Source organism: Elizabethkingia occulta (assembly GCF_002023715.1).
Classification (GTDB): domain Bacteria; phylum Bacteroidota; class Bacteroidia; order Flavobacteriales; family Weeksellaceae; genus Elizabethkingia; species Elizabethkingia occulta.
Genome location: NZ_MAHX01000005.1, coordinates 1 through 14,575 on the forward strand (window position 1 = coordinate 1; position 14,575 = coordinate 14,575).

A 14,575-nucleotide genomic window follows, 5' to 3' on the forward strand; every position below is an offset into this window, starting at 1 on the left:
AACCTTTTTCAGGACTAGTCAGTAAGATTTTTTAGAAAAAGACATAAGATTTATCAGAAGAAAATGAAAGAGAAACCTATAGTTAAAGAGACAATGGAGAAAGAGCGTTCCCCATATAGAGATTCCCCGTTTCTGGTATACTGTCTCTTGTGTGCTATATTTTCGGTATGTTTCTTCCAGTTCTTCAATACCATTCCTATTTTCTACAAAGAAGTAGCACATCTGGATCAGAAAAGTATAGGTTATATACTTGGATACAGCGGATTTATTATTGTTGTACTGGAAATGCTGGTTGTAAATTTTGCAGATAAATACCTGACTATTGCTAAGACACTTCTGTATGGAATTCTGATGTGTTCAGTTGCTTATGCAATGCTTGCAATAAACCATCATATATCATTGATTTTGTTATCTATATCTATACTGAGTGTGGGTGAAATATTAGTGTTGCCATTTATGTCTACTATTACGGCATTACGGTCCGGGAAAACCAATCAGGGTGCCTATATGGGGCTAAATGGTATGACGTTCTCTATTTCATTTATTATTACACCCTTACTGGGAACCAGTGTAGCAAGTGATTTAGGCTTTAATACACTATGGATCGGATCAGGAGTTGTTCTTGCGTTAGCTGGTATTGCGATGTACTTTGTAGTAAACTGGCTTCTTCCAGATAAGGTTAAAACGGCACATTAATGCATATAATATACTAACCCAAAGGCACGATATACGATGAATTGTATATCGTGCCTTTGCGTAGATGAATGCTTTTTTTGTTTATTTCTGTTTTTGCTGTTTGATAAAATCTGTCATTTTCTGATCTGCATAATTAGTAATGCCTTCAGATTGGAAAACAATAACTCCCTTCTTATCCAGAATTACAGTAGTAGGTAAAGTTCCTTTGTAGAATTCATGAGGTATAGCTCCGTTGGGGAATGCTACAGGAAGAGTAAGCCCTTTGTCACTGAATAGCTTTCTGGCTTTTTCCTGATTGCCTTCTACTTCCAGAATAACAAACTCAACCTCATCATCATTTTTAAATTTTTCATAAAGAGTTTGTATTGTTGGCATTTCAGCAATACATGGCGGGCACCATGTTGCCCAGAAGTTTATAAAAACAACTTTACCCTTTAGGTCTTCCAAACTGATATCTGCTCCTTTTTCATCTTTTATCTGCATGGTATAAGCTGCAGGAGTAGCTTCCTTAGGCTCGTTATTGAATTTAGGACTAAAAAGACCAATTTTTATAAGTGTACTCTGTAAAAAAACTTTTACGCCGGGAATGAAAATAATACCGAGGACAAAAACAATAAGGATAATATTAATAAAACGTTTCATACAGGTAAAGATAAGTATTTTAGGGGCATAAAAAAGACTGCTCAACTGAGCAGCCTTACAGATTATATTCTAAAATTAAATACTACTTTACTGGTTCTTTGTGAGTAGTTGGCGTATGGATGATGTCGAAGTATACAGTCTTATCATTGGCATTTGGATAAATTCTGTAGGTAAATTCAGTCCTTGTTAATACCAAGATATCTACTACACGTGTAAAAATAACTTCACCAGCATCATTTTTTGCAGTAATTGTTCTTGTTTTTCCATCCGCAGAAATGCTCCAATCTCCTTTTGATCTTAATGCATCAGCGAGGCTATAAATTTTAAAAGTACCATTGGAATTAAAATAAGAATAGCCTACAAACCCTGAAACACTGGCATCAGTTAATGCTACATTTTGTCCAGAAGCATTTTTTGCGCCGGTTGTTTCCCATGCAGTAAAAGATAGTGTCTGACTTGGAGTAAGATCTGGTTCTCTATCATTATTGTCATTGGAACAAGAGATAGAGAACATGGCTAATAGTAATAAAGCCAAGACTGAGAATAGTTTTGTGTTTTTCATTATCAAAATATTTAGTATTGCAAAAATATTTTAATTACGAATACGTCAATTGTATAAATAATTACATTTGTTGTACAAATTATAACAAACACTATTTAAGGAAAATCTACCTGAAATCCAATTCCGCGAAGTGACTGAATCTTAATGCCTTCATCGAGCTGAAAATATTTACGAAGTCTGCTGATAAATACATCCAGGCTTCTTCCTGTAAAATAATCATTTGTTTCCCATAGCTTATCCAGAATAATTTCCCGTTTAATTGTTTGGTTATTGTGCTGTAACAGAAACAGAAGTAAGTCCAGTTCCCGTTGGGTAAGCCGGATTTCTTCTTTAGGATGACTGAGTAATAATTTATCAGAATGAAGGGTATAAGCCCCTATACAGATTGCAGATGACGGTGTAGAGACAGTTTGTGTTCTTTTCAGAATGTTTTGTATTCTCAGTGTGAGTTCTTCGGGATCACAAGGTTTGGACAGATAATCATCTGCTCCCAGTTTTAAACCTGTAATCCGGTCTATTTTCTGGTTTTTAGCGGTTAGAAATAGCAGCGGAAAATCAGATTTTTCCTTTATAATAGCTTTTGCAAGAGAGAACCCGTCAATATTGGGCATCATAATGTCTAAGATGCCAATATGAAAAGGAAATTCACTTTTCAGAAGTTCCATTATGTCCTCCGGGTTCTGGTACCAGAATACTTCAAAATCGCTCAGTTCCAGGTATTGCTTCAAAATCAGTCCAAAATCGAAATCGTCTTCGGCTAAAAGTATCTTAGTTTTCATAAGGCAATACGATTTTAAATGTTGCACCTTTATTAGGTTCACTAATTAGCTCAATACTTCCTTTATATTTGTCAACAATACTTTTTACAAGGAAAAGACCCAATCCCAACCCTTTTGTATTATGGATATTGTCGGACTGTATTCTGTAAAATTTTTCAAATATCCGCTGCTGTTCCTTTTTAGATATACCATTACCATTATCCATTATCTTTATATCGAGTGTATTTTGTATAGCTCTTAGGTTAATTTCGACTCTTGTTGCTCCATATTTAGCGCTGTTTTCACAGAGATTTTTTATAAGTGTTTCCATGGCCGTTCTATTAAACGGAAGTGTATTAGGTGTTGTATTATGCAATACAAATTCAACTTTTGGATTAGCAAATTGCAGATCTTCAATATAATTATTCCAGTCATCATAATATGTTTCTACATTTTCATCATCATCATTTTCCTGTAATTGAAGCATCAGACTTTCCAGCCTGTTAATTTGCCTTTCTATCAATGGAAGATTCTCCGGGTTCCAGTCTTTTCTCAGAGATTTTGCAGCAATCTTTAAAGTTGCAATTGGCGTTTTAAATTCATGAGCAATATTATCTACTACAGTGTGCAGAATCTCAACTTGCTTTTGTTGTGAAATTAAGTTCTTAATCGTTAGCGTGAACAGCCATAAAACAGCGGCAAGTATAAGTATACAGGATATAATAAGAATAGTAAGATCTCTGAATACAATAGACTTAATATTAAGTATCTGAAGATTGTAATAGGTTTTCACTTTAAATTCGTAGAACCCGTTTAAATGATCTGTTTTGTCATCTCTGTTTTCTGTAGATGTTTCCCATTCTCCACCATATCTTCTTCCGACTTTAGTTATTGGCCTATTGGTTTCATAAATAGTGACTATTGAATCTAAAATATACTTGTTGTCAGGTGTACTTAATATACTTTTATATTGACGAGATATAGCAACTTCCAGATTACTTTTGGATGCGATACTATCTACATAATGGGAGAAAAAAGGTTTAACGGTTTCTTTATTTTTTGTAAAAAAATCCAGAAGCTGCTTTTTGGTAATCTCACCTTTATTAAAACTAATTAACCTTTTCTGAATCGTGTCGTCACTTATTTTTAGTTTTTTACGGAGAACAGACTGGTGCCGATCAAGGTTTTTATCCAGTTGATCATAGATGTTGTTTTCCTTTATCTGATATGTTTTATAAAGAAAGTATATCTGAATTCCTACCAGAAGCAGAAATAATAGCGCAAATGCAGATACAAGCCATTTATAGTTTTTTAGCATAAAACAAAGATAAAATTTTAACGAATGCTAAAGGTACGTTAACTCATCATTAACCTTTCATTAACCTGATTATTCCTTATAGTGTGAGATATTTGTTGCAAAAAACTTTATGAAGCGATTATTATTCTTTTTTATGGTGATTATTACTGTTATCTCGCATGCCCAAACCAAGCGTTTTATTTATGAATACAGGTATAAACTGGATTCAACGAATGAAGAATATCAACGAGAAGAAGTTGTACTAGATATTAATCCGGATAACGTAAAGTTTTATGATTATAACTTTTTAGCAGCTGACTCTCTGAATGTTCTTCATGGGAATTATAACGAGGGCTATACCAGTATGACAGAACAGGTACTGGTACGTAAAAAAAATTCTTTTCAGAATAACAATTATTTACAAATCTGGATGATGCCTTATTACTATCTCATGCAGACCAAAGACGAAATGAAATGGAATATTTGTAATGATACTAAAGTAGAAAGCGGCTTTAATATGCAGAAGGCAACAACTGATTTTGGCGGAAGAAAATGGATCGCATGGTTCACTCAGGATATACCTATTTCTGAAGGTCCCTATAAATTTAGAGGATTACCCGGACTTATTCTTAAGATCGAAGATGACAAACATAATTTTATTTATACTTTCTCACGAAATAAAAATCTTCCAAAAACCTTTGATACCAAAAGCTTTGTTGAGAATCATTATGATATGAAACCTGTTCTTGTAACTTTTCCGGCATGGGTAAAGCTAAAAAAAGATTTTTATAATGATCCTTATGCACGGATGAGAGCAGATTTTCAACCCGACTGGAATGTTAATATTAACGGCCGGAAGATAAAGAGTAAAGAAGAATTTTCAGAGCTTAACGCTAGCATGCAAAAGTCAATTAAGGATAATTATTCCAATCCTATAGAACTGGATAAGGCAATCCGGTATTAACCCATCATTAACCTTTCATTAACCCTATTTCAGGAGTTTTAACTGCAATTTTGCCATGTAGTTCAGACCATATCTGAGTACCTAAGATCATGAAAAAAATAGTATTATCAATTTGTCTGCTACCTGTAATGTTATGGGCGCAGCAACAAAAAACGGAAGGGATTGTTACAAATAGCAAAAAAGAAAGAATACCACAGGCTAAAGTCTATATATACGACCAGAACAATACCTTGCTAAAATCTTTGACAACTGATGATAAAGGTAGTTTTATCGTAGAAGGTATAGATGCACAAGAAGTGAAAATAGTAGTTGACGATTTGGAGTATGATAAACTTGAGAAAATTATAAAATTGGGTGATTTGGCTGCCAACCCGAATTTTGTTCTGAAGAAATCTACAACCGAGATTCAGGAAGTATCTATGACCAAACAAAAGCCAGTGGTAAAAAGAAAAATAGACAGATTGGAATTTAATGTAGAAAATAGTAATATTTCCAGTCTTAATGGGTGGGAGATCCTGAAAAAAACACCCGGAGTTGTATTTTCTAATGATGCTTTTAAAATTAAAGGAAGTTCCGCTATTCTGGTTACGATCAATGATAAAAAAGTATCGCTTTCCAGTGAAGAGCTTAAAAGTCTGTTAGAAAATACACAGGGTAGTGATGTGAAATCTGTGGAAGTTATTACTAATCCACCCGCTAAATATGAAGCTTCCGGAAGTGCTGTCTTGAATATTGTCCTTAAGAAAAATAAACTGGAAGGTTACCGTGGCTATATTTCTGGCAAATATGTGCAGTCTATTTATCCGAAAGGAGTTGGATCAATAGGACAATATTATAAAAAAGGTAAAATTTCGGTTATGGCCAGTTATTCACGTGGAGCCGGAGCCTATTATCGGGAAGAATCCAATTATATTTATTATCCGGAAAACCAGACAACATGGCGCGGTATTATGGACCGGAAGGATATTAACAATAGCCAGAATACTGTAAATTCCAGTTTAGAATATACACCAGATGATAAAACTACATTTACTTTAAGCTATCGGGGATCTTTTGCACCCAAATCGGCTGGCCTTTATTTTGTACCCAATACAATATACAATTCCCAAAATATTGCTGAATCATACTATAATACTATTAATGATCATAATAGCCGAAATATAAATAACAATATAAGTTTTCAGGCAGAACGAAAGTTTGATAACAGTACTTTGTCATTAACAACATATTACATTACCAGTAATTACAAAAAGTACGAGAATGTGCTTACTGATCTCAATTTTGCTAATCAGCCACCTTCTACACAAAATTTCATTAGTAACAACTGGCAGGATGTAAAGCTTTTCTCCCAGCAGGTAGATTATGGCTGGAAGAAAGATAAATGGGAGTTGGAAGCAGGAGGTAAGTACAGTTTGGTAAAAACTACCAGTACACTTGATTTCTCCGATGATGAAAATGGAAAGTTAGTTTACCGCCCCGATAAAAGTAATATATTCAATTACACGGAAGGTTATATTGCGGCCTATGCATCTGCTTCTTTAAATCTTAAGAAATGGGCTTTCAAGGCGGGGTTAAGAACGGAGAATACAAATCTGAATGGAGTAGTCTCTACGCCATATGAGAAGAATACTAATGATTATTGGAAGTTTTTTCCTACAGCTTTTGTACAATATACAACTGACGGCAAGCAACAGTTCGGACTTTCTTATGGTAAAAGAATCAGCAGACCTTCTTATTCCTGGCTGAATCCTGCTAAGTCATATTATAACCTGTTCTCTTATTTTCAGGGAGATCCTAAGCTAAAAGCGACCATTTCACATAACCTTAGCTTTACTTATAATGTTAAAGACTGGAATTTTGAAGTTTATTACCGGAAAGATATCGATCCGTCTATGGAAATCTCTTATCAGGTACCACAAACTAATACTTTGGTGTTCCATTATACAAATATTCAAAAAGCAAATGCTTATGGCGCAAGTTTGTACAAAAACTTTCAGTTAAAACCTTGGTGGACACTCAGCATCTCGGAAGATTTTAGTTACAATGAAAATTATTTCTTTGGGCAGGATCAACAATTGTATAAAAACAAAATTTATAGTCTTAATTCCAATGTTTCTACAAGTTTTACATTAAATAAGGCTTCGGATTGGACGCTGGAAATTGGGCACCAATACTATTCACCAGCTATTCAAGGAACGTTTAGGATTTCCGGCGCCTGGGAAGCTTATCTTGTTACCAATAGAAAATTCTTCGATAAAAAGCTTGAAGCAAGTTTGTTTTTCCTCGATATTTTCAAAACTTCCAAGCAGAAAGTGGCTACCAAATATGCCAATCAGGATAACTATTTTATTGATTACAGAGATACGCAGCAGTTTGTGCTTCAATTAAAATACAATTTTGGAAATCAAAAAGTAAAAGGAACTAAGTCAATAAATAAAATCGATGAACAGAATAGAATGTAACAGGTTGTAAGTGAGATAAAAATCAGGTTTCTTCATACTCAGATATTCCGTAAATTTACAAATCAAATAAATTGCAGTATATGAGTACTTCGGGGATTCTGATAGATGAAAAAGAAAAGGTTAACTGGGAGGATGTTTTTCTGGATGAAGAAAACAGAAGAGAGCTGAATCAGCTAATGAAAGAGTTTACCTATATCGACGAACTGAGAAAATATGATCTCCCTGTAAATAATAAGGTTCTTTTGCACGGATATTCCGGATGTGGAAAGACAACCACTGCAAAAGCCATCGCAACGTCGTTGAATAAGCCTTTATACATATTGGATCTTAGTAATTTTATTTCATCCAGAATAGGAGATACTGCAAAGAATATAAGACTGATTTTCGATAAAGTAAATAGAGAAAATGCGATATTGTTTCTGGATGAATTCGACCATATTGGAAAGATGCGGGGTAATGATGATAAGGATGTTGGTGAGATGCGCCGTCTTGTAAACAGTATTATCCAAATGATAGATAACTTCTCTGAAAAGGCTCTTTTAATAGCAGCAACTAATCATATCGATATTTTGGACGTTGCACTGATCAGACGTTTTCAGCTTAGGATAAGTTTTGCTATGCCTACAGAAGAAGAACTGGACAGATATTATGAGTTTCTTTTGTCTAAATTTCCTGAAGATTTGCAGACAGTATCAAGACGCTATGGAATTTCTTTTGCTGAAGCCAGAGATTATATTTTTACGGAAATTAAATCAAACCTTATCAATGAACTGGAGCGTAAAAATCAAAAGGCAGTAGGCTAAGAATATTCCGAAAAGTTCACCATATTATCCATCTGTTTTTTTGTATTTTTAGAACAATTAACTGCTTTCTGAATTTAGGAAGCTAAACGAATATATTGATGCCCGACCAGTATAAAAATATAAAGAGAAGTAAAGAGATCCTTACCAGCTATTTTGCGTTATTGGATCAGCATATAGATGATGTTGTACAGGGAAGAGTTTCTGAATTTATGGAACTAAACCAAATTGCCCGTGAACTGGCCGTTTCACATCAGCATCTTTCGGATACTATTCAGCAGGAGACCGGACACCATCCATGTCATTTCTATGATGAGAAAATTATAGATCAGGCAAAAAAGCTTTTAAAAGAAACAAAAGTTCCTATTGCTAGGGTTGCTGCACAGCTTACATACGATCCTTCTAATTTTTCCAAATTCTTCAAAAAATGGACAGGACAAACACCCGGACATTTCCGAAAAAGTATATCAGATCAATAGTATCTAAACGATAAATATAATATTGTCTGATTTCTTTTATTCATAAAGCCCTTTTATAGCTGTATTTTCCTTATTTTTGGTACTTATCCGTAAATTTTAAAAATGAGAAAAATATTTTTCAGTATAGCTTTGCTGGGAATGTTAGGTCAGGCTACAGCTCAGGAGTTGTATATGCCAAGAAACATTAAGAAAGCTTATGCTAATGGTACCCGTGATCTGTCGGGAGCACCCGGTAAAAATTACTGGCAGAATAAAGGAATTTATGATATTCAGATAAAAGTAAATGCAGATACTAAAATTGTGTCCGGTAGCGAAACTATTTTGTATGATAACAACAGCCCGGATCAGCTGGATATATTGGCAATCCGCTTTGTAAATAACATGCATAAGCCACAGTCACCACGTTCAGGATTTGTATCAAAAGACTTCCTAAGTTCGGGGCTGAAAATAAAATCATTTAGTGTAAACGGTGAAAGCTATACTATTGATAGTGATGACTGGAGTACTGTAGAAGCTGTAGAGCTTAATAAGCCATTAGCATCTAAAGCTAAAGCTGAAATAAAAATAGAGTGGGAGTACCCACTTTCTGTACAGAGCGGAAGAGAAGGGCAGATAGATCCGAATACCTTTTATGTAGCCTATTCTTACCCGAGAGTATCTGTATATGATGATTACAATGGCTGGGATTTTATTCAGCACTCCGACAGACAAGAGTTTTATAATGATTTCAACGATTACAGCTTCGCCATTTCTGCTCCGAAAAACTATGTTGTATGGTCTACAGGAGATTTCCTGAATCCTGAAGAAGTATTACAACCTGAATATTTAAAGCGCTTTAAAGAATCTCTGAAGAGTGATAAAATAATACATGTAGCCAACGAAGCCGAGATGAAATCTGGTAAGGTTACAAAGCAGAATGACTGGAATGTATGGAAATTTAAAGCAAATCACATCTCCGATTTCTGTTTTGCACTAAGTAACCATTATGTATGGGATGCTTCGAGTGTACAACTTAAATCAAAAAGAGTAAGTGTGCAGGCTGGCTACAAAGCCGGAGCAAAGGATTTTGAACAATACACAGGTTGGATGCGTTATAATATTGACTGGTTTTCCAAAAACTGGCCGGGTGTAGAATATCCATATCCGGTAATGACAGCCATCCAGGGATATGCAGATATGGAGTATCCTATGATGATTAATGACAGCACGGTTCCGGATAATTTTCAGGATGCACGTCTTACAGCAGATCATGAGATAGCTCATACTTATTTTCCTTTCTATATGGGAATAAACGAAACCCGTTATGCTTATATGGATGAAGGATGGGCAACAACACTGGAATACCTTATCGGAATTGATGAAAACGGAAAAGAGGCTGCTGATACCTTCTATAAAAATTTCAGAACAAAAAAATGGATTACAAGTCCCGCAACCGAGCAGGATCAACCATTAATTACGATGAGTACTCAGGTTTCAGGAGCAGGATATGGAAATAACTCTTATGTTAAATCATCTTTATCTTATCTGGCACTTAAAGATTATTTAGGTGATGCTTTATTCAAAAAAGCGCTTCACCACTATATGGACAATTGGAATGGTAAACATCCGGTGCCTTGGGACTATTTCTTTTCTATGAATACAGGATCCGGAAAAGATCTTACCTGGTTTTGGAATAATTGGTTCTATAGCAACAACTATATAGATCTGAAAATAGTCGGCGCTACTCAGCAAAACAATAAACTAAATATCAATGTAGAAAACGTTGGCGGATTTGCAATGCCATTCGACGCTGTAGTTGCCTATGCTGACGGAACTAAAGAAATCAAACATTTCACGCCGGCTGTTTGGGAGAAAGATCAAAAGAAAACAAAATTGGAATTTTCCGTGAAAAAACAAGTGAAATCTGTGAATCTGGATGGTGGTATTTTCATGGACTATACACCACAAGATAACCTGAAGATGTTTTAATCACTGATATAACAAAGATGAAGAAGTTTCTTTTAGTTTTTATTGTAACCGGATTAGTGAGCAGTCTGAGTGCACAGAAGAATACAAAAACCGATATATGGTCTGGTTCTTATGGAACATATGCTATAAATGATAGCCTGATGAAAGCTTCGGATACTTTAATCATAGAGCGTGTAGCTGATGCAAAAGCTGATGATGTTGCAGGAAGATATCAATCTGATCTGGCACGTTGGACAATTACATCAACAAAAGAAGGTAAAAAGGACCAGACCATAGTAAGACGATTTTTGTTTGCTCCGGAAGATAATGAGAATCAGTATAAAGAATTTGGTTGGACAGAGTTACACCGAAATGGAAAAATGAACTGTATAGATGGTAATCATTTTTTTATTTGTCAGACGGAACCCAAAACAAAAGTCCTGTTTAATGGTAAGGATGAGTTTTACACCAGAACCGGAATTTTTGGAATATGGCTGCACTACGGAATGGTAGATCTTAAAAAACTAAAATAAGCTCGGATATCATAAAACTAAACCTGCCCGAAGGATATTCTTCGGGCAGGTTTTTTATAAAGTACTTTCCATTCATCCTTTATACCTCAATTTTCATACTTGATAGATGTCATTTAGAAAGAATCCAAGGGATTTAATGGTTAAATTTGTTTACCTAAATAAAAGTAAAGTATGAAAAAACAAGTCTTTCTTATTGCATTATTAGCTTTTGCAGCTTTTTCATGTTCGAAAAAAGAAACTCCTGTAGAAAAGGAAAGCAATACCATGTTGGAAGAACCTAAAGTTGCTGTAGAAGAACAGAACGTAAAAGTAAGTGTTCCTACTCCGGAAAGCGGATTAGAGTTTATTAACGCTTCCGACTGTCGTACTTGTCATGCCGATGATACCAAGCTAATAGGTCCTGCTTATAAAGATGTTGCAGCAAAGTATGAGAATACAGAAGCGAATAGAAAAATGCTTGCAGAAAAAATCATAAAAGGAGGACAAGGCGTTTGGGGAGAGATTCCGATGGCGCCGCATGCAGATCTTACACAAGCACAGGCAGAAGCTATGGCCATGTATGTTCTTAGTCTTAAGAAATAAACATTCTAATCCATATATTATTTTGCCGGAAGCATAATCTTCCGGCTTTTTATTGTACTGAAGTCGAGATCCTGACAAATTCATTTAAATAAATACATAAAAGAAACTACTAATGACAGATCATAACAAAGATAACGGAATCCTCAGGAGAATAGAGTTGGACAGTTTTTCCAATCGGATTGCTTTTGATATGGGTGTGAAAATTATTGATTTGGCAAAAAGCCGTAATCAGCATATAGCTGTTGAGGTTTGCAGATTAAACCAAACTGTATTTCTGTATGTGGACGATACACTTCCGGTAGACAAGCATAACTGGTTAAGGCGAAAAGCTAATATATCAAGACAATTTGAAGAAAGCTCTCTAAATGTGAAGAATGATCTGAAGGATGGTAATATGACTTTAGAAAAAACTTTCGGGTTGGACGAAAAAGATTTTCTGGCAAAAGGCGGGGCTATACCTGTTTTTATAAAGAATGGTGGAATGATTGCGGTTATAACAGTCTCAGGGCTTCATGACGAAGAAGATCATAATATAATTATAGAAGCTCTGAAGGGAAGCTATATGTAGTCAGTTATTTGTTTAAGAAACTAAAGATCAGGATAGGAAAAATGCAAAACAGTTTTATTATCATATTATCTGATGAAACACTGTTATATTTTTTAAATAATCCTTAATTTTGCAGACTGTTAAATATAACCTATTATGCAACAACTTACAGAGCAAGAAATCATCCGCAGAGAAAAACTGCAACAGCTGAGACAGATGGGGATCGAGCCTTATCCTGCAGCGGAATTTGAAGTAAATACAAATACGCAGGAGATAAAGGACAAGTACGAGGATGGTAAGAAGGTGAAGTTGGCAGGACGCTTGATGAGTGTTCGTATTATGGGGAAAGCTTCATTCGCAGAACTTCAGGACAGCGAAGGGCGTGTACAGATTTATGTATCACGTGACGACGTTTCCAGCACAGAAGAAGCAGTGGAGTACAATACCGTTTTCAAAAAACTTTTAGATATTGGTGACTTTATCGGAATTGAAGGCTATCTGTTCAAAACACAGGTAGGAGAAATCTCCGTACACGTAACTAGATTTACCCTTTTATCAAAAACATTACGTCCGCTACCAGTTGTAAAGACTGATGAAGACGGAAAAATTCACGATGCATTTGTAGATCCGGAATTACGTTACCGTATGCGTTATGTAGATTTAGCTGTGAATCCACATGTTAAAGATATTTTCATCAAGAGAACAAAATTGTTCAATGCTATGCGTGGCTTCTTCAACGACAAAGGATACTTTGAGGTTGAAACTCCGGTATTACAGTCTATCCCTGGTGGAGCAGCTGCAAGACCATTTATTACACACCACAATGCATTGGATATTCCTTTATACCTTCGTATTGCAAACGAATTATACCTGAAGAGACTAATCGTTGGTGGTTTTGATGGTGTTTACGAGTTTTCTAAAAACTTCCGTAACGAAGGAATGGACAGAACTCATAATCCGGAATTTACCGCTATGGAAATTTATGTAGCTTATAAAGACTACAACTGGATGATGAATTTCACAGAGAAATTACTAGAGCATTGTGCTATTGCCGTAAACGGAACTTCCAAAGCAACGTTTGGTGAATATGAAATCGACTTCAAGGCACCATATCCAAGAGTGTCGATGACTGAGGCTATTCAGAAATACACAGGCTATGATATTACTGGGAAAACTGAAGAAGAACTTCGTGACTTTGCTAAGTCTATCGGCTTAGAGGTTGACGAAACAATGGGTAAAGGAAAGCTTATCGATGAAATCTTTGGTGAGAAATGTGAGGGTAACTTTATTCAGCCAACTTTCATTACAGACTATCCAGTAGAAATGTCTCCGCTAACTAAAAAACACAGAAGTCAGGAAGGCTTAACCGAACGTTTCGAACTTATGGTTTGTGGTAAGGAGATTGCTAATGCTTATTCAGAGCTTAATGATCCAATCGATCAGAGAGAGCGTTTTGAAGATCAGCTTAGACTTTCAGAAAAAGGAGATGACGAAGCAGGTCAGTTTATCGATGAAGACTTCCTGAGAGCATTAGAATATGGTATGCCGCCAACATCAGGTTTGGGTATCGGTATGGATAGATTAATTATGTTCCTTACCAATAATCCGTCTATTCAGGAGGTATTATTCTTCCCGCAAATGCGTCCGGAGAAAACAGAACCTAAACTTGAATTAAACGAGGATGAAAAAGCTATTATCGAAATCGTAAGTGCTGGTGAAGAAGCAACTCCATTAGCTGATGTAAAAGATAAAAGCCAACTATCTGGTAAGAAATGGGATAAAGCTATTAAAAACCTTACGAAAAACAACTTGGTGAAAGTTGAAAAAGTAGATGAGGTTCTATTGATTAAAATGGTTTAATACTATAACAATACAATGATAAACCGGAAGATATTCTTCCGGTTTTTTTATTTTCTCTTTGTCAAGGTTCTGAACCTTGACAAGGATTATTTGAGAGCCTAAAACTGAATTACCTTAATTTCTTAATGGTAAATTAAATGTCGATTTAATTCTTTCCATCTTATTTTTTTAGCATTGTAAATACTGGTTATTCAGTATAATAGTTCACATTAGGGTACGTAAGAAATAAGATGCTTCGTCAGGCTAAGTATGACATTCTTTATCAGGTATAAGATGTTAAAACTAAATTATCTAAACTTCTTAATGGTTTATTTTTCTCATTTGGAAATTAGGTTTATTAAGGTATCGATATAGTATTAAATAATAGAACTTAGCAGATGGTAAATCCTATTATAAATATATCGTTCTGAATGTAGTCGAAGAGTTTTTATATTTCGAAGTAGTTT

General features: G+C 35.2%; 14 protein-coding genes. 10 read left to right on the forward strand and 4 right to left on the reverse strand.

Annotated features, from left to right (window positions below; all coding sequences use genetic code 11):
- The first annotated feature begins 48 nt into the window (after nucleotides 1-48).
- Complete coding sequence (locus BAZ10_RS02200) at nucleotides 49-696, forward strand: MFS transporter (RefSeq protein ID WP_394363734.1); 648 nt, start codon at nucleotides 49-51, stop codon at nucleotides 694-696.
- Nucleotides 697-777: 81 nt separating this feature from the next.
- On the opposite strand, the gene BAZ10_RS02205 is transcribed toward BAZ10_RS02200, so the two are convergent.
- From BAZ10_RS02205 to BAZ10_RS02220, 4 genes are all read right to left on the reverse strand, one after another.
- Nucleotides 778-1,338 (reverse strand): TlpA family protein disulfide reductase, encoded by a 561-nt coding sequence (locus BAZ10_RS02205; protein ID WP_078770656.1) that lies wholly within the window; start codon nucleotides 1,336-1,338, stop codon nucleotides 778-780.
- Between the two features lie 82 nt (nucleotides 1,339-1,420).
- Complete coding sequence (locus BAZ10_RS02210; protein WP_078770657.1) at nucleotides 1,421-1,900, reverse strand: DUF4822 domain-containing protein; 480 nt, start codon at nucleotides 1,898-1,900, stop codon at nucleotides 1,421-1,423.
- Nucleotides 1,901-1,995: 95 nt separating this feature from the next.
- On the reverse strand, nucleotides 1,996-2,679 hold the full coding sequence (locus BAZ10_RS02215; RefSeq protein ID WP_078770658.1) for a response regulator transcription factor: 684 nt from the start codon (nucleotides 2,677-2,679) through the stop codon (nucleotides 1,996-1,998).
- Nucleotides 2,669-3,976, reverse strand: a complete 1,308-nt coding sequence (locus BAZ10_RS02220) for a sensor histidine kinase (protein WP_078770659.1) — start codon at nucleotides 3,974-3,976, stop codon at nucleotides 2,669-2,671. The genes BAZ10_RS02215 and BAZ10_RS02220 overlap by 11 nt, the downstream gene beginning before the upstream one ends.
- Nucleotides 3,977-4,085: 109 nt before the next feature.
- Here BAZ10_RS02220 and BAZ10_RS02225 point away from each other — a divergent pair, with 109 nt between their 5' ends.
- The 9 genes from BAZ10_RS02225 to lysS all read left to right on the forward strand — a co-directional run bounded on the left by BAZ10_RS02225 (nucleotide 4,086) and on the right by lysS (nucleotide 14,129).
- Nucleotides 4,086-4,919 carry a GLPGLI family protein gene (locus BAZ10_RS02225; RefSeq protein WP_078770660.1) on the forward strand — a complete coding sequence of 278 codons (834 nt, stop codon included), beginning with the start codon at nucleotides 4,086-4,088 and terminating at the stop codon, nucleotides 4,917-4,919.
- 89 nt (nucleotides 4,920-5,008) lie between these two features.
- On the forward strand, nucleotides 5,009-7,381 hold the full coding sequence (locus BAZ10_RS02230) for an outer membrane beta-barrel family protein (RefSeq protein ID WP_245803724.1): 2,373 nt from the start codon (nucleotides 5,009-5,011) through the stop codon (nucleotides 7,379-7,381).
- Between the two features lie 80 nt (nucleotides 7,382-7,461).
- Nucleotides 7,462-8,184: an AAA family ATPase gene (locus BAZ10_RS02235; RefSeq protein ID WP_078770661.1), complete on the forward strand. Its 723-nt coding sequence runs from the start codon at nucleotides 7,462-7,464 to the stop codon at nucleotides 8,182-8,184.
- 98 nt (nucleotides 8,185-8,282) lie between these two features.
- On the forward strand, nucleotides 8,283-8,660 hold the full coding sequence (locus BAZ10_RS02240) for a helix-turn-helix domain-containing protein (RefSeq protein ID WP_078770662.1): 378 nt from the start codon (nucleotides 8,283-8,285) through the stop codon (nucleotides 8,658-8,660).
- A gap of 102 nt (nucleotides 8,661-8,762) precedes the next feature.
- Nucleotides 8,763-10,628 carry a M1 family metallopeptidase gene (locus tag BAZ10_RS02245; protein WP_078770663.1) on the forward strand — a complete coding sequence of 622 codons (1,866 nt, stop codon included), beginning with the start codon at nucleotides 8,763-8,765 and terminating at the stop codon, nucleotides 10,626-10,628.
- 17 nt (nucleotides 10,629-10,645) lie between these two features.
- Nucleotides 10,646-11,140, forward strand: a complete 495-nt coding sequence (locus BAZ10_RS02250) for a phosphate ABC transporter permease (RefSeq protein WP_078770664.1) — start codon at nucleotides 10,646-10,648, stop codon at nucleotides 11,138-11,140.
- 171 nt (nucleotides 11,141-11,311) lie between these two features.
- Nucleotides 11,312-11,722 carry a c-type cytochrome gene (locus tag BAZ10_RS02255; protein WP_059322501.1) on the forward strand — a complete coding sequence of 137 codons (411 nt, stop codon included), beginning with the start codon at nucleotides 11,312-11,314 and terminating at the stop codon, nucleotides 11,720-11,722.
- Between the two features lie 112 nt (nucleotides 11,723-11,834).
- A complete protein-coding gene (locus BAZ10_RS02260; protein WP_078770665.1) occupies nucleotides 11,835-12,290 on the forward strand; it encodes a heme-degrading domain-containing protein in 456 nt (151 codons plus the stop codon).
- Between the two features lie 135 nt (nucleotides 12,291-12,425).
- Complete coding sequence (gene lysS, locus BAZ10_RS02265; protein ID WP_078770666.1) at nucleotides 12,426-14,129, forward strand: lysine--tRNA ligase; 1,704 nt, start codon at nucleotides 12,426-12,428, stop codon at nucleotides 14,127-14,129.
- Nucleotides 14,130-14,575: the final 446 nt, after the last annotated feature.